This is a genomic window from Mesorhizobium sp. YR577 (assembly GCF_900116595.1).
Taxonomy (GTDB): domain Bacteria; phylum Pseudomonadota; class Alphaproteobacteria; order Rhizobiales; family Rhizobiaceae; genus Mesorhizobium_M.
In genome coordinates, this window is the sequence record NZ_FPBI01000004.1 from 93,146 (window position 1) to 119,077 (window position 25,932).

The 25,932-nt window shown below is 61.8% G+C and carries 17 protein-coding genes; 13 read left to right on the forward strand and 4 right to left on the reverse strand.

Annotated elements, in window-relative coordinates; all coding sequences use genetic code 11:
- Genes tssJ through BM413_RS07435 form a run of 9 tightly spaced genes read left to right on the forward strand, consistent with a single transcriptional unit; the run spans window position 1 to window position 11,152 of the window.
- Window positions 1–450 (forward strand): type VI secretion system lipoprotein TssJ, encoded by a 450-nt coding sequence (tssJ, locus tag BM413_RS07395; protein ID WP_091911918.1) that lies wholly within the window; start codon window positions 1–3, stop codon window positions 448–450.
- Between the two features lie 12 nt (window positions 451–462).
- Window positions 463–1,797 carry a type VI secretion system baseplate subunit TssK gene (gene tssK, locus BM413_RS07400; protein ID WP_091911920.1) on the forward strand — a complete coding sequence of 445 codons (1,335 nt, stop codon included), beginning with the start codon at window positions 463–465 and terminating at the stop codon, window positions 1,795–1,797.
- A 4-nt stretch (window positions 1,798–1,801) separates the two neighbouring features.
- Window positions 1,802–3,127: a type IVB secretion system protein IcmH/DotU gene (gene icmH / locus BM413_RS07405; protein WP_091911922.1), complete on the forward strand. Its 1,326-nt coding sequence runs from the start codon at window positions 1,802–1,804 to the stop codon at window positions 3,125–3,127.
- 1 nt (window position 3,128) lies between these two features.
- A complete protein-coding gene (tssM, locus tag BM413_RS07410) occupies window positions 3,129–6,659 on the forward strand; it encodes a type VI secretion system membrane subunit TssM (RefSeq protein WP_091911924.1) in 3,531 nt (1,176 codons plus the stop codon).
- A complete protein-coding gene (gene tagF, locus BM413_RS07415; RefSeq protein WP_091911925.1) occupies window positions 6,641–7,174 on the forward strand; it encodes a type VI secretion system-associated protein TagF in 534 nt (177 codons plus the stop codon). The genes tssM (BM413_RS07410) and tagF overlap by 19 nt, the downstream gene beginning before the upstream one ends.
- The gene (locus BM413_RS07420; RefSeq protein WP_091911927.1) at window positions 7,174–8,271 is read left to right on the forward strand and encodes a DUF2169 family type VI secretion system accessory protein; all 1,098 of its coding nucleotides are present in this window, start codon (window positions 7,174–7,176) and stop codon (window positions 8,269–8,271) included. The genes tagF and BM413_RS07420 overlap by 1 nt, the downstream gene beginning before the upstream one ends.
- A complete protein-coding gene (locus tag BM413_RS07425; RefSeq protein ID WP_091911928.1) occupies window positions 8,268–9,284 on the forward strand; it encodes a 3-oxoacyl-ACP synthase in 1,017 nt (338 codons plus the stop codon). The genes BM413_RS07420 and BM413_RS07425 overlap by 4 nt, the downstream gene beginning before the upstream one ends.
- A complete protein-coding gene (locus tag BM413_RS33045) occupies window positions 9,284–10,291 on the forward strand; it encodes a PAAR-like domain-containing protein (RefSeq protein ID WP_162931637.1) in 1,008 nt (335 codons plus the stop codon). The genes BM413_RS07425 and BM413_RS33045 overlap by 1 nt, the downstream gene beginning before the upstream one ends.
- 9 nt (window positions 10,292–10,300) lie before the next feature.
- Window positions 10,301–11,152, forward strand: coding sequence for a WD40/YVTN/BNR-like repeat-containing protein (locus tag BM413_RS07435; protein ID WP_139238563.1), 852 nt, complete (start codon window positions 10,301–10,303; stop codon window positions 11,150–11,152).
- Here the strand turns inward: BM413_RS07435 and BM413_RS07440 are convergent.
- The 4 genes from BM413_RS07440 to BM413_RS07455 all read right to left on the reverse strand — a co-directional run bounded on the left by BM413_RS07440 (window position 11,149) and on the right by BM413_RS07455 (window position 15,890).
- Window positions 11,149–11,487 (reverse strand): hypothetical protein, encoded by a 339-nt coding sequence (locus BM413_RS07440; RefSeq protein ID WP_091911931.1) that lies wholly within the window; start codon window positions 11,485–11,487, stop codon window positions 11,149–11,151. The genes BM413_RS07435 and BM413_RS07440 overlap by 4 nt on opposite strands.
- Window positions 11,487–11,912, reverse strand: a complete 426-nt coding sequence (locus tag BM413_RS07445; protein ID WP_091911932.1) for a DUF6484 domain-containing protein — start codon at window positions 11,910–11,912, stop codon at window positions 11,487–11,489. The genes BM413_RS07440 and BM413_RS07445 overlap by 1 nt, the downstream gene beginning before the upstream one ends.
- A gap of 12 nt (window positions 11,913–11,924) precedes the next feature.
- A complete protein-coding gene (tssI, locus tag BM413_RS07450) occupies window positions 11,925–14,249 on the reverse strand; it encodes a type VI secretion system Vgr family protein (protein ID WP_091911933.1) in 2,325 nt (774 codons plus the stop codon).
- Window positions 14,250–14,438: 189 nt separating this feature from the next.
- A complete protein-coding gene (locus BM413_RS07455) occupies window positions 14,439–15,890 on the reverse strand; it encodes a caspase family protein (RefSeq protein ID WP_244537795.1) in 1,452 nt (483 codons plus the stop codon).
- A gap of 554 nt (window positions 15,891–16,444) precedes the next feature.
- Here BM413_RS07455 and BM413_RS07460 point away from each other — a divergent pair.
- From BM413_RS07460 to tssM (BM413_RS07475), 4 genes are all read left to right on the forward strand, one after another.
- The gene (locus BM413_RS07460; protein WP_091911936.1) at window positions 16,445–20,158 is read left to right on the forward strand and encodes a hypothetical protein; all 3,714 of its coding nucleotides are present in this window, start codon (window positions 16,445–16,447) and stop codon (window positions 20,156–20,158) included.
- Window positions 20,159–20,196: 38 nt separating this feature from the next.
- Window positions 20,197–20,730: an invasion associated locus B family protein gene (locus BM413_RS07465; protein ID WP_175544272.1), complete on the forward strand. Its 534-nt coding sequence runs from the start codon at window positions 20,197–20,199 to the stop codon at window positions 20,728–20,730.
- Window positions 20,731–20,928: 198 nt separating this feature from the next.
- A complete protein-coding gene (gene tssL, locus BM413_RS07470; protein WP_091911940.1) occupies window positions 20,929–22,383 on the forward strand; it encodes a type VI secretion system protein TssL, long form in 1,455 nt (484 codons plus the stop codon).
- 6 nt (window positions 22,384–22,389) lie between these two features.
- Complete coding sequence (gene tssM / locus BM413_RS07475; RefSeq protein WP_091911942.1) at window positions 22,390–25,932, forward strand: type VI secretion system membrane subunit TssM; 3,543 nt, start codon at window positions 22,390–22,392, stop codon at window positions 25,930–25,932.

Genomic DNA, 25,932 nt, shown 5'->3' on the forward strand with positions numbered 1-25,932 from the left:
ATGATCCACCGACGCGGTTTTCTCATCGCAATTGGCGCGACAGGCCTTTCAGCCTGCGTCGGCGCACCCAAACCAGCCATGGTCACCGTCGCCCTGAAGGGCGAAGCGGGCATGAACAAAGGGCCTGACGGCACCGACCGCCCGGTCACCGTGCTGATCCTGCGGCTGAAGAGCCTCGGAGCGTTCAACTCGGCCGACTATTTCGCCCTGCAGGGCGATCCGTCTGCTGCCCTTGGTGCCGATCTCGTCGGGCTAGACCGGATTGCGGTTGCTCCCGGCGCAAGCACTTCCAAGACAATCGGCTTCGAGCCGGAAGCGCCTTACATGGGCGTCGTCGCCCTTGTGCGAGAACCGGACGGCCGCAACTGGCGCGCCTCGTCGCCGGTCAATCCGAAATCCAAGGTAACCAAGAATGTGACGCTCGGCCCGGGCGGCCTGTCGCTCGGCTGACGGAGAGAACGCATGAGCGATTCCAACAGGGTGCTTTGGTCCGAGGGTCTGTTTCTTCGGACGCAGCACTTCCAGCAGCAGGACCGCCACACCGAGGACATGCTGCGTGGCGCGTTGCAAGCCGGCAGGCTGCAGACATACGGCTTCCGGTCGTTGACGCTTGACGAGTCGATGCTGGAGGCCGGGCGGATCGCGATCCTGTCGGCGCGCGGGATACTGCCCGACGGCACGCCCTTCGCCATTCCCGAGACGATGGACGCGCCGACGCCGCTGGCAATCACGCCCGAAACGGGCGCAGGCGCGGTTCTGCTTGCCCTGCCGCTGGAACCGCCGGGCGGGGCGAGCTTCGATCCTGCCCATGCAGAACCCACCGGCGCGCGCTATCGCGGGCGTATCGAGTGGGTGCGCGATGCCGTGCATGGCGGTGCGGATGCCGAGGAAGTCGAGATCGCCCGGCCGCAATCGCTGCTGCTCGCCCCGACCTCGGCAGTCGGCGGCTATACGGCGATGCCGGTCGCCGAAATACAGGGTCTGCGCGCCGATGGCGGGATATCGCTGGTCGAAAATTTCCTGCCGCCTGCATTGGTGACCGACGCGGTGCCCTGGTATTCGCAACTGCTTCAGGAAGTCATCACCGGTCTCGACCGCATCGCCGACGCGCATGGCAAGATGGTGCTTGGCGGGCCGGGACGCAGTGTCGAGAATTTGCTGGTGCTCAACCTCGCCAACGAGGCGCGGCCTCGGCTCGCGCATATGCTGGCGCAGGAGCTTTTTCACCCGGCCGAGCTGTTTCTGGAACTCGCCGGGCTGGCCGGACGCATGGCGACCTATGGTTCGGGCTCGCGGCGGCTGACCGAACTGCCGATCTACGATCATATGGCGCCCGGCCCCGCCTTCTCCGCGCTTGCCGATACGCTGCGCTCGCTCATCCTCAGCCTGCGTTATGTCGAGCCGAAGTCGCGGGCCTTGCCAGTCATGCGGCACGCGACCAACGTCTGGAAGATCCGCATCGACAATCCGAAAGTGCTGACCGCCAGCCGCATCGTGGTGCGGGTGGGTTCGGAACTGTCGGACGAGCAGTTGCGCAAGATTTTCGTCAATCAGGTGACGGTGGGTTCGGCCGACGAATTCGAGGCGCTGTGGAAATCGCGCCTGCCGGGTATCCCGCTCAAACCCCTGCATTCGCAGCCGCGCGAAATTCCCTATGACGGCGACCGGCTTTGCCTGGAACTCGACCAGCGCAGCGAACACTGGGCCTCGCTTCTCGACGCGCCGGGCTTCGTCATCGGCGTTTCCGGCGTGCTGCCAAGCGAGCCGCAGGTCGACTGCTATTCGGTGAACAGGTGAGGCGATGAGCAGGGACGATCCATTCGGCCTCTCTGACGATCGCGATCGCACCCGCATCCGCCTTGTCGCGGCACCGCCGCCCGTGCGACAATACCCGGTTCCACCGCCCGGCGCGCCGCTGAAGCGGACAAGGGCGCATCCCAATGCGCTCATCAACGCGTTCGCGCCACTGCTGGAATTCGCGCCTGAAATGGAAAACGCGCTGCCGCCGGAAAACCCGGAGGCGTTGCGCACGCGGCTGCTGGAAGAACTCGTGACGGCGCGCGACGCGGCAATTGCCGGCGGCTCCTCGCTGGCGCGGGCGGATGCCGCAGCATGGTCTGTCGCCGCACTGCTCGACGATCTTGCGCTCAACACCCCCTGGGGCGGCGCCAGTGCCTGGCCGCGCCAGCCGCTCGTCGTGATGCTGCGCGGCGATGTCGATGCCGGCACGCAGTTCTTTGCGCGGCTGGAAGAGCTCGAGCGCCATCCCAACCGCGACCGCGAACTGCTTGAATTGCAATATCAATGCCTGTCGCTCGGCTTTCGCGGCAAGTATCGCGTGCCGGGCCGTGCCGGCGACCGCTCGATCAGCGCCGTGCGCGCATCGGCCGCGCGCTTCCTGCGCAACGCGGATGCCGAGACCGCGCCGCTTTCGCCGCACTGGAGAGGCGTGATCGCGGCGGACGAACCGTCGCGCTTCATCGTGCCGATCTGGGTGCTGGGGGCAATCGCGGTGGTGCTTGCCACAGCGATGCATATCGGGCTTTCGATGCGATTGAGCGGTGAAGCCGAAAAGCTCACCACGCTTGTCGATGCCCTGCCTCCTTTCGAGCGCGCGGCAATCGTGCGGGCGCCGCGCGAACAACCAGCACCCGCCGCCGAGCCGGTCGGTGTCGGGCTGCTGCCGGAATTCCAGGCGGCAGCACCCGCCAATCTGGCTCAGGCGCTGAAGGGGCGCGAAAATGTTTCGCTGACCACGCTCATCATCCAGAGCACCAACCCGGAAGTGTTCCAGTCGTCCCGCGCGCAGCTCACCGACGGGTTCGAGCCGCTGATCGCCTCGCTCGCCCGCGTGATCCAGGACAATCAGGAACTGGTCGGCGATATCCTCGTCGTCGGCCATACCGACAGCGTGCCGCTCCAGTCGAGCAATCCGCTTTCGACGAACCAGCGCCTGTCCGAGGCGCGCGCCGTGACGATCGCCAACATTCTGATCGAGAACGGCGTGCCGCGCGAACGCATCCGCGCCGAGGGCCGCGCCGCGACCAAACCCGTTGCCGACAACAAGACGCGCGCCGGCCGCGCGGCGAACCGGCGCGTCGAAGTGCTGATCGAGAAGAGGATGTAGCATGTTCATATTGCGCCTCCTCTGGGCTGTCCTCACCTCCCGTTGGCTCTGGACCCTGATCGGCCTGTCGCTGCTGTCGCTGCTGATCTGGGTTTTCGGCCCGATCGTCAGCATCGGCGACAGCGCGCCTTTCGCGTCCGAGACCGTGCGGATGGCTTTGATCGCGCTGCTGGTGATCCTGTGGCTCGTCTGGCTCATCCTCGCGCAGCGCCGCGCCATCCGGGCCAACCGCCTGTTCGTGGCCGAGATCGCCGCGCCCGTGGAAAAACCGCTCAGCGCCGGAGACCAAAGCGTCGCTGCGGTCGGCGCGAAATTCCAGGACATCATGAACGAGCTGAAGCGGCGCAAGCTCGGCGGGCGAAAGTTCCTGCGCGAAATGCCGTGGTATGTCATCATCGGGCCGCCCGCGACCGGCAAGACCACGGCGCTGCGCCAATCCGGGCTGAACTTCCCGATCGACCTGACCGACGATCTGCAGGGCGTTGGCGGCACGCGCAATTGCGACTGGTTCTTTGCCGAGAACTCGGTGCTGATCGACACCGCCGGACGCTATGTCCAGCAGGAAAGCCAGCCCGATGTCGATGCCACCGAATGGCTCGGCTTCCTCGATCTCCTGAAAAAGCATCGCGGGCAGCGCGCGCTGAACGGCGTCATACTGGCGCTTTCGGTCGATGCGCTCTCGGAGGACGATGCGGCGCTGAAGGCGCATGGACGCAAGCTACGCAAGCGGCTGATGGAGTTGCAGGAGCGGCTGCAAATCCGCCTGCCGGTCTATCTGATGCTGACCAAGGCCGATCTCATCAAGGGTTTCGAGGCCTTCTTCGGCGGCATGTCGACCGCCGACCGTGAGCAGGTGTGGGGTGCGACCTTCGCGCCGGGCGTGCGCGTCGATGGCAACGAGGTGGCCAAGGAACTCTCGGCGCTTTCGACCGAGCTCGAACGCCGCATGATCCCGCGCATGGAAAGCGAGGAAAGCCTCGCCACACGTGCCGAGATATTCCGCTTTCCGGCACAGGTGGAAAGCCTGTCGGAGCCGATCCGCGTGCTTGTCGAGACCATCTTTGGCGAAAGCCGCTACGAGGACAGCGCCTGGCTGCGCGGCATCTACTTTACCTCGGCCACCCAGGAAGGCGCGCCGATCGACCGGCTGACGGCAGCGCTGACATCCTCGTTTGGCCTGCCTGCGCCGAGAATGGCGCAAGCTCAGCGTATCGACCGACGCAGTTTTTTCCTGAAGAACCTGCTGACCGAAGTGATCTTCAAGGAGGCCGGGCTCGGTATATTCGATCCGGCGGCCATACGGCGGCGCGCCTGGATATGGCGCGGAGCAGCGGCCGCTGCCACGGCAGCCGTGCTGATCGCCGGGGCCTTCTCCATCTTCTCCTATCGCAACAACAGCGTGGCGATTGCCGCTCAGGCAAACCAGCTTGAAGGGCTGCAACCGCTGTTGACCCAGATTGCGACGCAGCCGGCACCTGTGGACCCTCTCGATCTGAACGACGCGCTCACGGCAGTGAACCGGGTTGCCGATGCGCGAACCGAAGTGCCCGGCGGTGTGCAGGAACTGATCGGACCGACAGCAGCGGTCGAACTCACACGCGCTCAGACCGACGCCTATGATCACACGCTGCAGAACATCCTCGAACCGCGCATGGTGGCGTTGCTCGAGGCGACGATGTGGCGGCAAATCCGCGATCCGGAATTCCAGCTCGGGGCGCTGAAGACCTACCGCATGATGACCGGCCTGGCGCAGATGGATACCGACTTCGCGCAGCAATGGTGGGTGGAGCAGCTGCCGAAATTCGCGCCCATACCGCCCTTCCCCAACCAACCCGCTGCCGACCACCAGGTCGCGGCGATCGCCGCCATGGCAACCCAGGACAGCTACATCAAGCCCGACGACGCGCTGGTGGGTGAATCGCTGAAGAGCATCTGCTCGATCTCGCTGCCGCAGCGCGCCTACAACGCACTGCTGGCCGATCCGGCCGTCACGTCGCTGAAGGACTGGATACCGGCCAACTTTGCCGGCCCCAACGGCGCCAAGGTGTTCACCCGCCGTTCGGACAAGACGCTGCGCATCGGCCTGCCCGGCGTCTTCACCTATGCCGGCTTCCACGATGTGGTGTTGGACCGGCTGCAGGATACGGCAGCACAGGCCGCACTCGACCGAGCGGTGTTTGCCGGCGGCTGCACCGAAAACTCCGAAACCTCGGTGGCCGCACTCTCGGAGGATATTCTCAAGCTCTATTATGAGGATTTCATCGCCAAATGGGACGGCCTGCTGCGCGACATCCGGCTTTCGCCGCTGCCTGATCTCCAGACCGCCAACGACAATCTCAAGGATCTTTCCAGCGCCGATTCCGCCCTGCGCCGCCTGCTCAACGCGGTCGTGCGCGAGACCGAGCTCAACCGGCCCGAGGATGATGGCGGCCCGGCGGTTCCGCCTAAAGGTGCATCGAAAATCCTCTCCAAGTTGGGGAAGATCGGCAAGCTCGCCTCCAGCGGCGCAAAGCTGCTGCCGAGCCTCGGTGCATCGTCCAAGGTCGACATAACCGGCGCGCCGGTGGCCGAGCATTTCAAGCCGCTGAAGGGCGCGGTCGCCGAAGTGGATGGCAAGCCGCCGGCACTGGATGCGGCGACCGCGGCGATGACGGCACTGTCCAACGTGCTGCAGACCATCACCGCCAGTCCCAACCCGCAGGATGCCGTCAAGAAGCAGGGCGGGCTTGCCGAGTTGACCGGTGCAGTGGCCAAGCAGGCGATGATACTGCCGCCACCCGTCGACGAATGGCTGTCCGGCATCGCCAGCGACACCACCGGCCTGACCGAAAAGGCAGTGACGTCCGAGCTCAACGCCATCTGGCGCGCCGACGTCATGCCTTTCTGCCAGGCAGCGCTCACCAACCGCTACCCGTTCGACCCCGCGAGCACGATCGACGTCAATGTTGCCGACTTCCAGCGCCTGTTCGCCCCTGGCGGGCTGATCGACGCCTTCATCAACACGCATCTCGTCAGCTATGTCGACACCACCGCCAAGCCGTGGAAGTGGCGTGCCGACTTCGGTCTCGATGCCTCCGCGCTTGCCGCTTTCGAGCAGGCCCGGCATATCCGCGACGACCTGTTTCCCGGCGGCACAGGGCCGGTGATGAATTTTACGCTGGAGCCCAAGGACCTGTCGCCGACGGTGATGCGCGTGACGCTGAATGTCGACGGGCAGAGCCTGATCTACTTCAACAACGCCACGCGCCCGCAGCCGATGACGTGGCCGGGCAAGGACGGCACCGGCGTCATCACGCTCGCCTTCCAGCCGATGGACGGTTCACCCGAAATCATGGTGAGCGAAACCGGCGCCTGGGCGTGGCTGAGAATGCTGCGCGGCGGCCAGTTCAGCCCGACGGGCCTGCCGGAAGCCTACAAGCTTCGGCTCACCACCCACGGCTTTTACGCCGACTTCGAGCTCAAGGCGGCAAGTGTCGAGAATCCCTACAATCTTCAGATGTTCGCGAGGTTCACATGCCCGACGAAGATCTGATCCTTCCGGGCTATTTCGGCAAGCTGCCGACCGCCGGCGACTTCGTTACCGGAGGGCTCGCGAGCGGCTTCGTTCAGCCCTGGGATCGCTGGCTATCCCGGCATCTGGCAAGGCACTTCGAGCCGCCGCATCCGCCGTTGCGGTTTCTGCTTGGCCCGGACGCCTTCGGGCCGATGGCCGGGGTCGTGATGCCGAGCACTGACCGCATCGGCCGTCGCTTTCCGCTGACGCTTGCAGCAGCCGTGCCGGAAGCTATCACCGGCATGACGATTGCCGCCGAAGACTGGTTCGAGGCACTCGAAGAAATCGGAGACCTGGCACGAAGCGGCGAAATCGATGCCAATGCGCTCGCGGCAAATCTGGCGACCCTGCCCTTCCCGGCGGCGACTGCTGAAGGCGAGCCGGTTCGGCGCATGGCATTCTGGACGCCGTCGTCAGACCTCATCGACGTCGACCCCGAGGGCCCGCGCGCGGCACTCGATTATCTGCTGGTCGAATGCCGGGAGGCGGGCTGATGCAGGTATGGAACCAGAAGGGCTATCCACACGAATTCACGATGGGGATGGACAAGGCCGGACACGAATACATCGTCGTCGTGGTGAAGGGTACATTCGACTTTCCCAGCACACCCGGCGGCCCGGTGCGCAAGTCGGCCGAACAGGTGCCGCTGGTCATGGCCGATACGCAGACCGGCGAGCCCGGTTATTCGGCCACTCTGTGGGAAACCGATTTCGCCTTCCGCAAACCGCGATGCGACGTGGTTGCCAATGGCTGCGCCTATGCTCCGGGCGGGCGTCCTGCCGAGCGCGTGCCGGTGGGCATCAAGGTCGGGAACTGGTCGAAGCTGTTCGAGGTCGTCGGCCACCGCGAATGGCGCGCGATCGGCGCTGTATTTACCTCCACCGCGCCACGGCCTTTCCTCAAGATGCCGATCACCTATGACAATGCCTGGGGCGGCGTCGACAGGCTCAATCCCGAAGAACAGCTTCCAGGGGCCTATCTGCGCAACCCCGTCGGCATCGGCTGGGCGCAGACGAAAAACCAGCGTTTCATTCCAGGGCTTCGACTGCCCAACACCCAGGCTGTCGGCGAGGAGATCCGCTCGCCCTTTGGCGATTACTCGCCGATGAGTTTCGGCCCGATGGGGCGCGGCTGGCCCGGCCGCATCGAATATGGCGGCACCTACGATCAGAACTGGATCGACAACATCTTCCCGTTCCTGCCGCCGGATTTCGATGATCGCTATTATCAGATGGCGCCGGCCGACCAGCAGATCGACATGCCGCGCGGCGGCGAAGAGGTGCAACTGGTCAATCTGACGCCAGAGGGGCGCGTAAGCTTTCGCCTGCCGCCGACGGCGCTGCCGATGACGCTGTTCAAGGGACGCGCCAAATCTTTCGAGGGCAATGTCTATCCCGACACAATCCTGTTCGATCCGGACAACCGGCGTTTCTCCCTGATCTGGAGAGTATCGCAGCGCATTCACCGCACCATTCTTGATTTTTCGGAATGTTGGGTTGGCCCACCCACGGAATCGATGCTGAGAGCGCGTGCGATGGGGCGCCGTTACATTCGCGCGCAGGCAGGGGCACAGAAGGAGGAAGACGCTTGAGCGCTTCCCTCGATATCGTCTCGATTGGCATGGTGACCGCAGTCGGCCTCGATGCGCCGTCCTCATGTGCCGCGATGCGGGCGCGGCTGGACGGTTTCCAGGAAACGCGCTTTATCGGCCCCGCCGGAGAGTGGCTGATCGGAGCACCCGTGCCGCTGCCGCGTAACTGGATTGGAGAGAAACGTCTCGCGCATATGGCGGCGGGCGCGATTTGTGAGGCTTTTGAAAAAGTTCCTGAGGCGCGTGGCCAGACGGCATTGATTCTGTGCCTGGCCGAGGAAGATCGGCCAGGACGTCCGGTGCTTGATGCTTCACGCCTGCTGCGCAGCATAGCCGAGATCGTCGAAGTCGAGCCGCATGCGCCATCGCGTATCGTGGCGCACGGCCGTCCTTCCGGACATGTAGCGCTCGACCAGGCGCGGAAGCTCCTCGCCTCGGGCGAGACGCCTTATGTCATGATCGCGGGAGTGGACAGTTACCTGACCACGAACACGGTTTCTCATTATGTTGGACAGTCCAGACTGCTCAATCAGAGCAATCCGAACGGGTTCATACCTGGAGAAGCGGCAGCCGCCGTTTTATGCTCGCGTAGTACGAGCGGTGGTTTTAGGCTTGGGGGACTAGGGCTTTCCCGGGAAACGGCGTCAATCTACAACAAACAAGACCTGCCCTTGCGTGGCGATGGTCTTGCCGAAGCCTACAAGGCAGCACTGCAGCAGACAGATCTCGGTGCTATCGGATATCGCATCTCCGACCTGATTGGAGAGCAATATTGGTTCAAGCAGAACGCCCTTGCAGTATTGCGCGTCCAGCGGGTCCGCAACGAGTTCCAGGACATTTGGTCGCCAAGCGAATCTCTGGGGAATGTTGGCGCGGCGGTTGTACCGGTCATGCTGGGGATTGCACATACAGCGGCATTGAAGGGTTACGCTGCGGGCAACCCTGTCCTCGTTGATGCTTCGAATGACTCAGGCGCCTGCGGAGCGGCGGTTTTCCTGGCAAGAGCTGCCTGATGTCTGGCGTTTTCGCAAATGGCCTCGAGATTTCGGGCAAAGCCGTCGGGGCCAAGACAATAGCGGCTCTTCCTGATGTGTGCTTCACGCCGCCTGAAAATCCAGCCACTCCACCCGGTGTTCCGATCCCCTATCCCAGTTTCGGCTTTGCCTCCGACACAGAACAAGGAACCGGGACGGTCACGATCGGCGGCAAGACGGTCAACATCAAGAACAAGTCGGACTTGACCAAAACCAGCGGTACGGAAGCTGGCTGCGCTGCCAAGAAGGGTGTCGTCACCTCAAAGAACACCGGCAAGGAATTCTTCAAATCGTGGTCACCAGACGTGAAATTCGACGGCGAGCCGGTTATCCGCATGAGCGATCTTGCCACCAACAATCACGCGTCTGACCCACCCAATGCCCCTCCATGGCCACATATTGCAGGGGTCAACCCGGCAACCGCGTCGTGTGCTGAGATTTTAGGTGCTCTCAATCTTCGGCTTCATCGGCACGAGGACAGCCCTTGTGAGCCGGAAGACCGCCTTGGCAAAACAAACAAGGATACATTCGAGCAATCCGACCACATTGTCCAAACCGCCTGCTTCACTGAGGGACGCGATGGGCCTCCGATACCCACGGCTGGGCCGAAAGCAAAATATGACATAAACAAGGCCCCCTGCGTTTGTCTAAAGGACGCCAGCAAGCGCGAGACACAGCACGGCGAAAAGTCGGCCACGCAGCGGCAATCGAAGCGCGATTGGGTGGCAAAGAAAAAGAACGACGCGTCCTGGCAGCCAACTTACAAGGATGCGCGGGAAGATAATCTCGACGCAATGAAGGACGCCCTTGATCCTCAGATCAACGATGGTCCGAATGGCGAAGAGCATCCTGCGGTAGGATGCTTGAGAACTGCTTGCGACGACTATTTCAAGGAGGAGTTGGGGATGACGGATGATACGCCCGTGAAAATCCCTCACAAGTCGTACCCCGCCCCCGCCGTACCCAGTGGCGCCCCGGTAAGCTAGAGGTGATCTATGCCCAAGTTCATTCCCAGTTGCGACTGCGCGTCTCCCGAATATGAAAACTCTGTTCTCACGCTTCTCGTTCAAACGGACTCGGAGGACTACTGGTCACGGATAATTCGAATTTCCGGTTTGCGCGAAACACCGCAGAGCTTAACGCTCACCGTGATTTCGGAAATACACTCTTGGCTCACGAGCTTCTGGAGAAGTCCCGCTGGCGTCCTCCATATCTCGGATGACACTGGCGAAGTGCACCAACAAAGCAACGCCGGCTTGGTCTCTCGCACGGTATCAGAACGTGCAATCACATATGTCTGGGGTGTTTCAGACCAAGAGGTATATGCCGTCGGCGACGCTGGAATCGTTTACCTATGGAACGGCGCGGATTGGACCGCAGTTTCGGAACCGCTCGGTCAAAAGCTTTTCGGAGTGGTACGCGCTGCCAACGGAACTCTCTATGCTTGCGGCAATAGAGGCTCCCTCTGGCGCTATGTCGCGCCCACATGGCAGCGCCTCGAACTACCGACCAACCGTCGCCTGACTTCAGTGCTCGCATTGCCTGACTCAACAATCTGGGTCTGCGGCGAGGCAGGCACGCTTTTTCGGGGCAGCGACGAAGAGTGGGAGGACTTACGGCTTACAGAAGCTGACCTTCACGGGCTTTGTTATTTCAAGAAAAACATCTACATAGCCGGCAGTACTGTGGGCGTCTATGTGTACAAGGAAGACGGACTTGAGCTGATAAAATCAACGGTCATCAGCTACGGCGTCGTGGCGGATGACAAATATTTGGTTAGTTTCGGAGACAAGATCACCATTCGCTATGATGGCGAGACCTGGGCGGGATATCGTTTCGACAACTAGGGCTTGTTAGCGGCGAGATACTCGCGAACCTGCACCAAATTAAGATTCTCAATGCGCATAGATTTAGCCCTGGGCTGAAGCATCCGGATGACAAATAGCTCTCCTGCTTCCGGGTACTCTTGGTAGCGTTCGCCTGCTATCCTTAACCCCTCCTCGCCGGCCACCCTCAACCCATCCAAATGCGCTTCCAGCCGTTCCACCAGTCGGGCAAGGCGCACCTCATCCATTTCCGGGTTTTCATCCGGATACAGCAACGCACGGTCATAAACCGTCCACAGGAATGCCGCCTGTTCAGCATGCTGGCGGACGATCTCTTTGAGGATCGGGGCCGGCATCAGTTCAGGTTGATCGAGCCGCCGCGAATGCGGTTGGCGGCGCTGGCTTGGCTGGTCAGATAGGTACCGCGAATGGTGATGTGACCGTCTTTCTCCATGATGATAGTCGCCTTGCCGCAGCGAAGTTCGATGCGTTCTTCAGCGACGATCCTGACCGTCTCGCCGTCGCGCACGACATGAGGCGCCGATGATCTGCGCAACGGTTCCACGATTCGACCGACGATCAGCGGTCGGCCTGGATCACCTTCCTGGAAGAGCAGCGCCACTTCGGTACCGATCATTGTCGAGGTAAGTTCGGTGAGGCTGCGCGCCGGAATTGCCGTCTCTTCCGGATTGCCGGGAAAGACGACAAGTGGTGCCTCCCCATCGAAACCGAGGAACACGCCAATAACTACGCCTTCTATACGTTCCAGAACGTCGGTCATCGCCACATCCTGTCAGTTGTGATTGATCTTGCTGCCCTTCCAGGTGATCTCGCTTGAGGCCTTGCCGTTGATCTTGCCGGAAGCGGTTGTCGTAATGTCCTTGCCCTCTATCGAGATCGTTCCGTCTTTCTTTAGGCCGATCGCTGCAGAGCCGCATTTGATGATGATGGAGTCACCAGCTTCGATGATCAAATCCTTGCCGATCTTGATCAGCCCATCTTCAGTGATCTCGACCGCACTGCCTTTTTTGACCTTGACTACGCGTGAGCCACTTATCTCGGCTATATCGTCTTCCTTGATCTTGGCGTCCCTGCCCTTGCTGACGTTGGTGCTGTGCTGGCCCTTGACCTTGAAGGTCTGGTCGCCGCCGATATCGACTGTCTGGTTGGATTTGACCTTCCAATCGTCGGTGGCGCCGATGTCGTGACTTTGCGCCGCCTTCACCGTCATGCTCCGCGTCGCGCCAATCGTATTGGTCTGGGCGAGCGCCACGCTGCGCGTCTCGGTGGCCATGACGGAATCGATGCGCGCCGCCTTGATCGTGACGGTCTGGATCGCGCCGACGGTCTGGGTGTGGTTGGAATCGATGTTTTCGGTCGAGTTCGCCTTGACGTGGATCTTCTCGTCAGCGCCCACGGTGAGCGAGCGATTGATGCCGACGGTCTCGGTGTCGTTGGAGCCGATGTCCACCTTGCGGTCGACGCCGACCTTGGTCGTCTTGTTCTTGCCGACGTCCTCGTCGAGATTGACGCCAACTGAGTGCTTGGCATTGTTGTCGATGCGGTCTGACTGATCGTGCTGTACCAGCTTATTGCGATCGTTCTTGACCAGCAGCTTGTGGTCCTTCTGGGCCTGGAAATTGACCAATTCGGAGCCGGCCTTGTCCTCGAACATCATCTCGTTGTAGCCGCCGCCGCCAGGCGACGAGTTGGTCTTCAAGCCGGATTGCGTCGCATTGCCGGGAAGCCCGTAGGGCGGCATCTCGTTGGCGTTGTAGACCCTGCCGGTTATGACCGGGAGGTCGGGATCGCCTTCGAGGAAATCGACGATCACCTCCTGGCCGATGCGCGGTATCTGGATGAAGCCCCAGCCGCCGCCGCCCCAGCTCTGCGAAACGCGCACGAAGCAGGAGCTGTTCTGGTCCTTCTTGCCTTCGCGGTCCCAATGGAACTGGACTTTTACGCGGGCATATTTGTCGGTGAAGATTTCCTCGCCCTTGGGCCCGACAACCGTCGCGGTCTGCGGACCGCGCATGATCGGGCGCGGGGTTATGCGGGGCGGACGATAGGTCACCGCGGTTGGCGCCACCTCCATCACGACCTGGTAGCTCTCGCCCTTGCTGTCGGTGCCGGAATGATAACTCGGGTCGTACATGCTGTAGTCGGCGCGCAATACGACATATTCCTGGTTCTGGTCCTTGCGCGGAAAGCCGTCGAGCTTGAACGTGGATCCTGAAAACAGGCCGCGAACCGTGCCGGCTGCGGCAATGCGCTGATGCGCCGCCTGAAGCTCCTCGCGCCGGATCGCGGCTATCGCGTCGCCACGGCCGAGTTCCAGATGAGCGCCAGGCTGGCGATAGTGCTCGCCCTTCGCCCTTTCATGGGAAAAGGGCTGCGCCGATTTCGTCTTCAGGTCGGCAGACGGCTTGGTGAAGTCGTAGTCGGTATGCGCATAGGTTCCGGGCAAGACCGAGCGGCCGGGGATCCACTCGGTTATGTATTCCACGTCGCGGCGCGTCGCCTCGCCCTCGAAGTGGTAGGGAACCGTTTCGGCGCCGGGCGCCGGCTTCAGCTTGCTCATCGCGTCGACAAGGATCAGCGTGTGGTCGCCGTCGGCGTATTCGAAGAAATACATGATGCCTTCGTGCTCGAGCAGGCGCTGCACGAAATCCAGGTCGCTCTCGTCGTATTGCACGCAGTATTCGCGCGCCGGATAGGACCCCTGCAGCCGCTTCTCGAACTTTCCCGGCGCATGCTTGGCAAAAATCTTCTCGGCTATCTCGACAACGCTCAAGCCCTGGAAAATGCGGCAGTCGAATGTATGGCCGAGGAACCAGAGCCACGGTCGCACCGTGGCTTCATAATGCGCAAGGCGATCCTCGATGCGGGTGAGCCGGAATTCCGAGACGATGCCGCTGAACCAGCGTTTCGGGCCGCCGGATTCGCCCTCAACGGACAAGACTCCGCCGAGCATCTTCAGGGGATCGATATCGGGGTCCTTGCTGACGAAACCGACCGTGAAGGCAAAGCAGCGGCTGACCTCGTCGCGCCCGACGAGATAGGTGAAGATCAGCTTGTCCCCGCCGAGCGGTGTTCGAACGACAGTGGCTTCGGGCATTTTTGGGTGCGCCTTTCTAGAGCCTGCCGTGAGCGTCAGCCGCTATCTGCGGCAAAGGCATGGCGGCGGCGAATTCGGCGAACCGCGTCTGACCGCACCATGCCGACGACACGTCTGACATACGAAATCGCACCCGACCTCCGATATGAAGCATGTCACACAGCCCCGCTGCCATTCGAAATCAATTCGTCAAAAAATGCCGCCAATGCCGATGCCCGCGCCGATATCCGGTGGCGGCGCTGCGGGCCTGGCCTTCTGCTGCCGCTGAACCTTTTCGCGCTGGGGCGCACGCCCCGAAGACCGGCTGGCTTTCGTGCCGTCGCGAGCGCGGTCCATGGTGGCGGTCTTCACCGGCTTCGGTGCCGCGACCGGCTGCCGGCAGACCCGGCCGGAGCGAAGGAACAGGTCGCCGAGAAGATCGAGATTGGGTTCGGGCACTGCATTCGCCTGCTTTGTCTGCCGGTAGTAATCGGAAAGCGCTTTCTGGGAGCCCTGCCCCCAGACGCCATCGATCGGCTTTCGATAGCAACCGAGCCTCGACAGTTCGGCCTGCACGCGGCGGCTGACGTCGGAAGCGTGCGGGTTTGCAATGTCACTGCCGGTCTGGTCGCTGCCCGATACGACCGATCCCAGGGCGGACGCCACGTTCTTTTCCAAATCCGCCGGAGCCAGGCTCGCCATCTGCTGCTGGCCGGCATCGTTCTGGCTGGCAGGATCGGCAGAACGGACAATTTCAGGCAATTGCCGGCCCAGAAGCAGGACCGTGCTTTGCAGGTCGCTGTCGGCCGATGCCAGCTGGGTCATCAGCTTTGCCTTGGCGCTCGGAATCTGGAGGATCCTGTTGAGGGTCGCGCCGAGTTCCTGCGGGTCGATGACCTGCAACTCGGTGAAGTAGAACTGCTCGCGCAGGTTCGACTGGTCCCAGGGCACCTGGTTGCCGAGCGTGCTCGCTTCCGTCGCGTTGCGCACCCGGATCATCATGTCGGAAATGCTGAGGCCCGGAAACTCGATGTTTTCAAGCAGGGCCTTGGTGAACGGGCTGTTCTGGCCAGCGCCATCGACGGTGACATTGCCGGGTTGGGTCGCAAAGGCGATGAAGGTGTTCTCGCCGACTTCGACCTGCGCAAGACCGCGGCCGACGCCGGCCGAATCCAGCCCCAGCGGGGTGTTGCGGCAAGCGTCGAGGAATATGAATGTCGGCCGGTCGCGGCTGGCGAAGCGCGCAATCACGTCGTTCAGTTTCACCGCCTTGGCCGTCAGGTTGCCGACGTCGGTCGGATTGAGCGAATCCACCGGCAGCAGAAAGTTCTGGCCATCGACCTGCACGCCGTGACCGGCATAGAAGATCAGGACGGCGGTGTAGCCGTCCAGCTTGCCGTCGAAGCGTTCGAAAATCTTTTCGAATTGGTCCGATGTTTCATCGGTTCCGACCACGACTTCAAAATTCAGCCGACGCAGGCTTTCCGAGAGTTTGGTGGCGTCGTTGGCCGCGTTGGGCAGGTCCTCATAGCGGTCGCTTTGATAGTTCGAATTGCCGATGACGATAGCGAGACGCTTGGGCTGTGCGGGCGTGTTCTGGTTTTCCGCGGCAGCGAACACCGGAAGCGGAATCACAAGGCAAAGCGCCAGGAAAGACAGCAAGACCAAGAATTTCCTGGAAGGTTTCATATCAATAACCGCTTTGATGTCTCTGCAGTTAATTCCTTCAAAACAGCGTAACTTCCGCTGCTTGAAGATGATGGCACTAAATCGTTCGATTTTCTACAGAAACAATTTGCATTGACCGGCATCGGTCAGCCAGAAATGCAACAGGCGACCTTTCACCACCTCTACTCGTGGGAAGGTTATCCCCGGCGTCAAAATGCTCAACTCCCGAATTTGGTACTGAACCGATGCTCAGCATCGGCCAATTGAGGTATCCGCCGGCTAAATGTCCGTCAAAGATGATGAATGATTACTGTAAAGCATCAATTTTCAAAGAGATTTTGACACGAAGCAACCTAGAATTGTTCGTGTCTTTATTGCAACATTAAATCGATTATCTTCTCTACCTGCGGATGAGGTGTTGTAAGCAATGAGATGCTCGCCTAGCATTTCGACCATAAGCCTAACAAAAAATAGATAAGCCCGGGAGCGTTCAAAGAATCCATTTTCAGTGTGGCCGCTCCGCGTGTCGGGCCGGCCGGGATGGGCCAATGACCAGGGACACAAGAGCCGCTCACCTCGCCGGCGTTTCCATTTTAGCGCTTGCCATAGGCTATACGATCTACCCTTCCAGCGCCCAGGCGTGCGAAGCCACCCGGCAACCTGCCGACGGTCCGATCAATTCGATCGCCGTCGTTTGCGACGATGCCGAGACCGAAACCATCACCACCGACTATCCGACGTTTCTGCTCAGGCAGCTGGGCACGGAATATGACGGCGCCGGCAACGACACCTTCACGGTGACCGGCGACGTGGACATCCAGCAGGACGACAACAGCGAAGGCGAGCCGTTTTCGGACTTTTCGATCGACATGGGTGCCGGCACCGACAATTTCAGCATGAAGGGCGGAAGCTTCATCGGTAGGGACACCGAAGCGGGAGACGCCCCGATCATCCAGCTTCAGACCGGCGCAGGTGACGACATCATCACCATCGGAGCCGGTACATTTGGCGGCAGCATCTTTGCCGGATCGGGAAACGACACGATAGACGTTTCGGGCGGCACGGTGAACGGCGACATCTTCGGCAACGCTGACGTTGACACCATAACCGTTTCCGCCGGAGCGGTAGACGGCAGCATCTTTGGCGGTGACGACGACGACATTATAGAGGTTTCAGGCGGCACGGTCAGCGGTTCGATCTTCGGCGACGATGCGGAAGCGACCGGCAACGATACAATCACCGTATCCGGCGGCACGGTCCAAGGCAGTATTTTTGGTGACACTGGCGACGACACCATAACCGTGTCCGGCGGAGTGGTTGAGAGCAGCGTCTTCGGCGATGATGGTGACGACACGATAGAGGTGTCCGGCGGCACGGTCGACGGCAACGTCTTTGGCGACGACGGTGTTGACACCATAACCGTTTCCGACGGCACGGTCGGGGGCAGTGTGTTTGGCGATGCCGGCAACGACAAGATAACCGTCTCAGGCGGCGAGGTCGAAGGCGTTGTATTCGGCGAGGCCGCAGTCGCCACAGACGGCGGCGTCTTCGGCGGCGCAGGCGACGACACGATAGACGTCTCCGGAGGACTGGTCGGTGGGTCGGTCTTCGGCGACGACGCGGAATCCATCGGAAACGATGCCATAACCGTCTCAGGCGGCACGATCGTCGGCAGCGTATTCGCCGGCGGCGGCGATGACACGGTTGTCGTCTCCGGCGACGCTCAAATCGGCGTGGCGGGCGATGGCCCGGATTCCGTTGGCCTCGAAGACGGCAACGACATTTTCCGAATGACCGGCGGCACGTTGGCCGGCTCAGTCAGCGGCAATGCCGGCAATGATTCAATCACGATATCGGGCGGCAGCGTCGGCACCTTCGTCGCCGGCAATGAAGGCGTCGATACGATCGACATATCGGGCACGGCGATCATCGGCGAGCACATAACTGCCGGCGAAGGCAACGACATCGTGACCGTACGCGGCGGCACGGTGACGACTTTCATCAATGGCGAAAGCGGCGATGACCGCATCACCGTCAGCGGTGGCTCCGTCGGAGGCGACATTTACGGCAATGACGGGAACGACACGCTAAACATTTCCGGTGGGACGATCGGCGGAACCGTTTTCGGCGACGGCGGCGAAGGCACAGGCAACAACACGTTTGCAATCTCGGGCGGCTCGATCACCGGTGGCGTTGTTGCCGGCAATGGCACCGACAATGTGACCGTCTCAGGCACGGCACAAATCGGCGCCCTGGATGCCACCTCCGTCGATCTCGGCGCCGGTGACGACACATTCAATATGAGCGGCGGGACGCTCACCGGGTCGGTCGATGGCAATGCCGGAAACGACACGATGACGGTAAGCGGCGGCACGGTCGGCGGCGATGTTCTTGGCGGCGACGGCGACGATGCCGTCAACGTTTCAGGCGGCGCGATAAACGGCTCGGTGATCGGCGGCGCAGGAACCGATGTCGTCACGATCAGCGGCGGAACCATTGCCGGTGGCGTGCAGGGCGAAACGGTCAATCTCAGCGGCGGCACGATCGGCGGCGACATTACCGGCATCTCCAGCGATACGCTGACGATTGAGAATGCCGGGACAAATCTCAATCTTCGCGACGGGGTGCTGTTCCAGGGCACAAACGTTGTCGGAACGATCACTGGTACCGACCTTGCGCGCGCCAGCGGAAACACTTTCCGAAGCCAGAACTTCGATGGATTTTCGAGCCTTACTCTAAGCGGTTCCAGCATCGGTTTCAGGGACAGCGTACAGACAATCGGCAATCTGGCGCTGCTGAACGGTTCGACCCTGTATGTCGCAGGCGATGTCAGTTTGCTCGCACCAGTCGACGGGGCCGCTCTGGCAGCGCTGGTGACCGGCACGGGCAATGTGTCGGCGACCAACTCCACCATATCCATGATCAACAACGACCCGACGGACCGCTTCAGTGTCGGCAATCTGACGCTCAACGGGGCGACGCTGGGCATCGACATCAATCAGCGGGACGGGCTGGGCGACCGCTTCATCCCGGCCGGGCAATTCCAGGCGAGCGGTACAAACACCGTTCTCGTCAATCTCCTGGGCACGCCGGTCTTCACCGGCGTCAGCATCATCCCGATTGCGCCGGTGGCCGGAGAGGTCGTGCCCACCGCTGGCGCGCCTTCGCCGATCTTTCTGGTTGGGGGAATACCGAACACGCCCGGCTCGCTGTTTGCCTATGACGTGATCACAGGCAGCAATGGCGGCATCTATCTGCGCGCGCTGCCCTCGGATCTGGTTTCGCCGCAGGCAACGCGCGTTGCGATCGACTCGCAGCCGATCGAAACGGTGACCGCGGCCATCGAGCAGATCACTGATGACGCGCTCGCCTTTGCGCTCGATTTTCCGAAAGGCTCCGGCCGTTCGGATGCAGCGCCGGGCTTCGGCGTCTATGCGTCCGGGCAATTCGCGGCAGTGAGCCATGACGGCTTCACCGTGTCCGACGGCACCAACAGCCTTCAGGGCCCGCCGTTCACCGCGCACGACTTTTCCCTTGCCGGCAGCGTCGAACTGGACTTGGCGAAATATTACGGCTTCGACCAGACCTACGGGCTGAATGTCGGCCTCTTCGGCGGCTACGCCTCGTCCGACGTGACGATGGATTCCATTCAAGGGTTGGGGAGCATCGGCAACGCCGACAACAAGAGCGGAATGATCGGCACCTATGGCCTGTTCCGCACCGGCATGAGCTACGGGCTGGTTTCGGCCACCACCTTCATCGGCCAGACGGATATCAACAACGACATCCTCGCCTCGACGGGCAACTATGACACGGTCGGCTATGCCCTCACCGGCTCGGTCGGGCATATCTTCCCGCTTGGCGACAAATGGAAGTTCGATCTTCGCGGCGGCGCGCTCTGGGCAACGTTCGAAGGTGACGCTTTCACCGACAGCCAGGGCAATGAGTTCGGCAAGTCGAAAGTGTCCTTCGGCGCGCTCAAATTCGAGCCCGGTTTCTATGGCGACTTCGCCCTCGACAACGGCATGGCGATCAGCCCCTATGCCCGGCTGGAGCTGCAGCAGCGCATCGGCTACCGCAACACCGGAAGCATCGCCGGCCTGGACTTCGAGTTCGACGATGCTGATTTTTCCGTAGCCCTGTCGAGCGGCCTCAACCTCCAGCTCTCCAAGACGACGACGCTCAGCGGCGAGTTGAAGACCAAGTTCTCATCCGACAGCCAGTCGCTGGCCGGCAAGATCGGCATCAAGGCGAAGTTCTAAGCCATTGCGGCGGCGTTCAATTGCGAGGGGGACAAGATTTGGCGCGAATCCGGGCAAGCAGGTTTGCGGCAATCGGCGCCGCTGCCGTCCTTTGCATTTGCGCAAGCCTGTCTTTCGCGACGGCGCAGACGAAGACGCAAGCCAAGCCCACCGCCGATGAAAAGCCGCAGCCAGGCTGGCGGATAAGCTGTCAGGGCGATGCCGCATCAAAGAACCTTTCATGCACGCTCGGGCAACTATTGAGGGAGAAGCAGACTGGCAAGCGCCTGCTTGCCGTTTCCATCTTCAGGAAAGACAAAGGTGCGCCCTACACGATGCGGTTGAACCTGCCGCACGGCTTGCTGCTGACCAATGGCGTCAAGGTCTGGATCGACGAGAAAACACAGACGACCTATCCGATCGTCACCGCCGACCAGCGCGGCAGCTACGCGGTCATCCCGCTCGATGCCGGAATGATCGACGGATTGAAGCAGGGAACCCTGCTGAATGTCGGCGTCAGTTCCTACACGGGCGGCGACATCATCTTTCAGTTGTCGCTGGCCGGATTTACCACCGGTCTCGCGAAAATCTGATGCAAGCCCTTGGATCATCAATAGATGATCCCGCCTGTTACCGCGCAACCCGGCAAAGATAAGAATGGGTTCAGCCTACGCCTATTTTCACCTCGACAAGTATTGTTGCTTGTGACCAGAATTTGTTCGGGCCGTTGGCGATGACCGAATATTTATGGAGGATCATCCAGATCTTAAGGCCATCATGGAAAGCCGAAGATGAGCGGAAAGAATGATCCGTTCGGAAGAGAAGGAAAAACCGTCATCGCCCCCTCCCCGGGCGGAGTGTCGAGGCGTGATTTTCGCGACGCCGCACCTCCGGCACCGGGTCTGCAAGCTTCGGCACGGCCGCCGGTCACCGGCACGATACTCAGCCCCGCATTCCCCATCGCCACTCCTGAAACGGGTGTGCGACAGCCCGAACAGGCGGCCCCGCGCTTTGCTCTCGACGTCGCGCTGAATGCAGCAAGCGGCATAAAATTTCCATCGTCCAATCCGCTGATTGCGGCGGCGGCATCCTTGCTGATCCTGCTCGGCAGGCTGCGCCTGCACAGCACCGAAATCCAGCTGGCGCCGCTGATGAACCAGCTTTCCCGGCTGTTGACCGAGTTCGAGCAGAAGGCCACTGAGGCGGGCGTTGCGCAGGAAGAGGCATCGGTCGCCAAATATGTGCTGTGCGGCACTGCCGACGAAGTCGTGCAGAACCTGCCGGGTGTCGATCGCGATGCCTGGACGCTGCACAGCCTGCTGGTGAAATTCTTCCAGGTCCGCTCCGCCAGCATCGGGTTCTTCGAGGAACTGGACAAGGCGCTCGCCGACCCCGCGCAGCGATACGATCTGCTTGAACTGATGCACGCCTGCCTGCTGCTCGGCTTTCAGGGCCAGTATCGCGGCACACCGGGCGGAAGCGCGCTGTTGCAGCGCGTGACCGGCAACCTTCACCAGAGGATGCGGCAGATCAAGGCGCTGCCCGACGAGGAGATTTCGCCGCGCTGGCGGGGCATGGCGTTGGGCCGGGCAACCTTTGGTCCGCGCGCGCCGCTGTGGGCAATCGCAAGCTTTGCCGGCGCCATTCTTGTCGGTGCGTTTTTCCTTTTGCGCTTCCTGATCGGCAACGAGGCCGATGCGCTGGAGACGCGGCTTGCGGGATTGAGCCCAACGACCGCGATAAAGATCGATCGGGTCGAGGCTGTTGCCTACACGCCACCGCCGCCGCAGGAAAGCACGCAGCTGCAGCGTGTTCGTACAGCGCTGGCCGACGAGATCGCCGCCGGCACGATGACGGTCGAGCCATCAGGCGACCAGATCGTGGTGAGCGTCAGCAACGCCGTGCTGTTTGCTTCCGGCAAAGTCGACGCCAGGAAGGAATTCGAGCCGATCGGCAAGAAGATCGCCGAGGCGCTGGACAAGGAGCCCGGCCCGATCAGCGTCATCGGCCACACCGACAATGTGAAGCCCAAGGTTTCGAGCCGATACAAGTCGAACCACGACCTGTCGCTGGCGCGCGCCGCATCCGTGCAGGCCGTGCTGGCAAAATCGCTGTCCGACGCGGCGCGGATCAAGGTCGACGGTAAGGGCGATCTCGAACCGATCGCAGACAACGGCACGCAGGAAGGGCGCGCGGCGAACCGGCGCGTGGAAATCATGATCCCGAAGGAAGAAACGCTGCAGTAGGAACGCATGGACCGCAAGCAACCGATATTCGCCTGGCTCGGGGCACTTCTCGCCCTGCTGGGCCTCGTTTGCTTCGGGCTGGTCGTCTGGTTTGCCGGCCCGCTGATAACGTTCAACGGCTCGCAACCACTCGATTCAGTTTGGATTCGGACCGGCGTGATAGCGGCCGCGACCGTTCTGGTCGCCGGCGCTTACGCCGTCCGCGCATTGAGGGCGCGCGGCGCACAGAAGGCCATCGAGGCGGCGCTTCTTTCGAATGACGATCAAGGCAGCGACGGCCCGCTGCTCGCCAAGCGGATGGCCGATGCCATCGAGGTGCTCAAACGCGCGAGCGGCAAAAGCTCGTTCCTCTACGAAATGCCGTGGTATGTCGTCATCGGGCCGCCCGGCGCAGGCAAGACCACCGCGCTGGTCAATTCGGGACTGAAATTTCCGCTCGCCGAAAAAGAAGGGGCGGCACCCGTCGAGGGCGTCGGCGGCACCCGCAATTGCGACTTCTGGTTCACCGACGACGCCGTGCTGATCGATACTGCGGGCCGTTACACGACCCACGAATCCGACGCCGAGACCGACAAGAAAAGCTGGCTGTCGTTCCTTTCGCTGCTCAAGGCAAACCGGACGAAACAGCCGATCAATGGCGTCATTGTCGCCATCAGCGTGGAGGATTTGCTGACCTTGCCGGAATGGGAGCTGGCTTCTCACGCCAACGCCATCCGAAAGCGCCTGTTCGAGCTTCTTCAGGAGTTGAAGGTCGATTTCCCGGTCTATGCTCTCTTCACCAAGGCCGACCTGATCGAAGGCTTTCGCGAGTATTTTGGCAGCTTCACCGAAGCGCGCCGTCGCAAGGTGTGGGGCGCGACCTTCCAGACCGAGAAGCGGAAGCAAAATCTCGTATCGCAAGTTCCGGTCGAGTTCGACGCGCTGGTCAGCCGCCTTACGGAGGAGCTTCCGGATCGCCTGCAGGAAGAACCGGACGCGACCGCGCGCATCGCCATCTTCGGCTTTCCGGCGCAGGTCGGCGCGTTACGGGATCGCGTCGCCGACTTCCTCAACCAGATATTCGACCCGGCACGGCCTGAAAGCAGCGCCAGCCTGCGCGGCTTCTATTTCTCCTCGGGCACGCAGGAAGGCACGCCGATCGACCAGCTTATCGGCGCGATGGGCAGGAACCTTGCGGTCAGGCAGGCGAGCGAAAATCTCTCCGGACGCGGCAAGAGTTTTTTCATCCACGATCTGCTGCAGGATTTGATATTTGCCGAGGCAGGATGGGGCTCTCTCGACAAGGGCATTGCCCGACGCAGCGCCATGCTGCGCTATGGCGGCATGGCGGCAATTGCCGGCGTTTCGGCATTGGTTCTCGGCACTCTGGGCTGGAGCTTTGCAGCCAACAAATCGCTGATCACGGCGGCCGGAAATTCCATCGAGTCCTACAGCGCGGACGCCGGCCAGGAACTGACCAGACAGGACATGCCGGCGTCCGAACCGGTCACGGGAGCGGACCTCTCCGCAATTGCTGCCCTGCTCAACCAGTTGCGCGAGATGCCGGCGGGTTATGCGCATCGCAACGAGCCGACGCCGGTGAGCGAGACGTTTGGCCTGACGCAGCGCGAGACGTTGTCATCTGCAACGGAAGAGACCTATCGCAACGCACTGGAACGTATGCTGCGCCCGCGCCTCGTCCTGCGGACGGAACAGCAACTGGCTGCAAGCATCAACCAACCGACGGTCGCCTATCCGGCGCTGAAGACCTATCTGATGCTCGGTGGCAAGGCACCCGGCGTCGAGGACGACTTTATCACTGGCTGGATGGCGCGGGATTGGGAAGCCAACCTCCTGCCCGGCGCCGGCAACGAAGCCGCCCGACAGGAGCTTTCCACCGACCTGCGCGACATGCTGGAACTCGGGCGGTCGCATGTGCCGGCAATCGAACTCGACGGCAAGCTGATCGCGCAGGCGCAGCAATCGCTCGCCGGCATGAAGCTCGCGGATCGCGCCGGGCTCGTCATGAGTTCCTCGGCCTATGCCAAGGGCTTGCGCGACCTGCCGCTCCTGAGCGGGGAAGATGCCGCCAAGGTGTTTGAGACGCGCGACGGCACCCAGCTCGACCAGTTGAATATCCCCGGCCTCTACACCAATGCCGGTTTCCACAAATTCTTCCTCATGCAGCTCGCAAGCGTGGCCGACCGGCTCGCCGCCGAGCAATGGGTCATGGGCGATGCCGGGCAGAATGCCGAGCAGGTCAGCGGGCTCGAAGCGCTCGGCCCCGAACTCGTCGACCGCTACAGCAAGGACTTCATCGAAGCGTGGGAAAAGGTGCTGTCCAATCTCAAGCTGAAGTCCATCACGCAGGATCAGCCCGACTATGGCGTTCTGGCAGCGGCATCGTCCGAGACGTCGCCGCTGCTCAAGCTGCTTGAAACCGTCGGCAACGAGACAGCGCTCAGCCGGGGCGACGGCAGCCTCGACATGGACAGCGCACAGATCGACGGCCTTGCCCGCATCGGGCTCATTCATCGGAAGTCGCAGCTGAGAGCCGGCGAAGCCGCAGGCAGTGCTGCGGGCGCGGCCAATCCCGGCGCCAATATCGAGGCCTATTTCAGGCTTTACCAGAACTGGATCGAGGGAACCCCCGGCAGCCGCCCGGTCGACATCCTTCTGAAAAACCTCGGCGAAGTCCGGGAGAGCCTGAAGGTCATAACCGACTATCCATCGCAATCGGGACCGGCGAACGAGAAGCTGCGGCTGCAGGTCGTCAATCTGCGCGGGACCATGTCGCGCCTTCCCAAGCCTTTCGCCACGATGATCTCGGAAGTCGTCGAGGAGTTCGAGGGCGCGGAGGCCAGCAGTTCGAAATCCCAGCTCAACCAGGCGCTTGCGGCCAATATCACCAAGTCGTGCCAACGGATCGTCTCCGGCAAATATCCCTTCGCCCGCGACGCCGATGGCGACGTCCAGATCGGTGAATTCACGCAGCTGTTCGGTCCCAATGGCCTGATGGACAAGTTCTTCGACGAGCATCTAGCGCCGCTGGCAAACATCACCGGCGATGCCTGGGACTGGCAGAAGGACACGCGGCTTGGGCGCGAGCTCTCCAGCGATACGCTTCGCCAGTTCCAGCGCGCTGCCGAAATCCGCAACGCCTTCTTTGCCGATGGCAGCCCGACACCTGCCGTGAAGGTGACGATTGCCCCGCACACCATCTCCAAGGACGCAGAAGCGCTGCTGGTGGTCAACCAGATCGTCATCCAGACCTCGATGGCCGGAAATACGCCGCAGACGATTGCATGGCCCGGAGACGACGCCTCGAGCAGCGCCAAGCTCAGCATCTTCCCCGAAATAGCCGGGCGGGATTCGAGTATCGACAAGAACGGCCCCTGGGCGCTGATGCGCCTGATCGACACTGGCTCCATCGCCCAGGAAGGCGACGACCTGGTGGTGCGGTTCGTCGTCGGCGGCCGCGAAGTTTCCTACAGCATACGAACCGGATCTTCCTACAACCCGTTGTTTTTGCCGGCGCTTCGCGATTTCAACTGCCCCGCCGGCTTTTAG

Bases quoted from the DNA above. Each gene is read 5' to 3' on its own strand.
- tssI (WP_091911933.1), bottom strand. From the start codon at position 14,249: ATGCCCGAAGCCACTGTCGTTCGAACACCGCTCGGCGGGGACAAGCTG.
- tssM (WP_091911924.1), top strand. From the start codon at position 3,129: ATGTTCATATTGCGCCTCCTCTGGGCTGTCCTCACCTCCCGTTGGCTC.
- BM413_RS07435 (WP_139238563.1), top strand. From the start codon at position 10,301: ATGCCCAAGTTCATTCCCAGTTGCGACTGCGCGTCTCCCGAATATGAA.
- BM413_RS07445 (WP_091911932.1), bottom strand. From the start codon at position 11,912: ATGACCGACGTTCTGGAACGTATAGAAGGCGTAGTTATTGGCGTGTTC.
- BM413_RS07420 (WP_091911927.1), top strand. From the start codon at position 7,174: ATGCAGGTATGGAACCAGAAGGGCTATCCACACGAATTCACGATGGGG.
- BM413_RS07440 (WP_091911931.1), bottom strand. From the start codon at position 11,487: ATGCCGGCCCCGATCCTCAAAGAGATCGTCCGCCAGCATGCTGAACAG.
- tssL (WP_091911940.1), top strand. From the start codon at position 20,929: ATGAGCGGAAAGAATGATCCGTTCGGAAGAGAAGGAAAAACCGTCATC.
- tagF (WP_091911925.1), top strand. From the start codon at position 6,641: ATGCCCGACGAAGATCTGATCCTTCCGGGCTATTTCGGCAAGCTGCCG.
- BM413_RS33045 (WP_162931637.1), top strand. From the start codon at position 9,284: ATGTCTGGCGTTTTCGCAAATGGCCTCGAGATTTCGGGCAAAGCCGTC.
- tssM (WP_091911942.1), top strand. From the start codon at position 22,390: ATGGACCGCAAGCAACCGATATTCGCCTGGCTCGGGGCACTTCTCGCC.
- tssJ (WP_091911918.1), top strand. From the start codon at position 1: ATGATCCACCGACGCGGTTTTCTCATCGCAATTGGCGCGACAGGCCTT.
- BM413_RS07460 (WP_091911936.1), top strand. From the start codon at position 16,445: ATGACCAGGGACACAAGAGCCGCTCACCTCGCCGGCGTTTCCATTTTA.
- tssK (WP_091911920.1), top strand. From the start codon at position 463: ATGAGCGATTCCAACAGGGTGCTTTGGTCCGAGGGTCTGTTTCTTCGG.
- icmH (WP_091911922.1), top strand. From the start codon at position 1,802: ATGAGCAGGGACGATCCATTCGGCCTCTCTGACGATCGCGATCGCACC.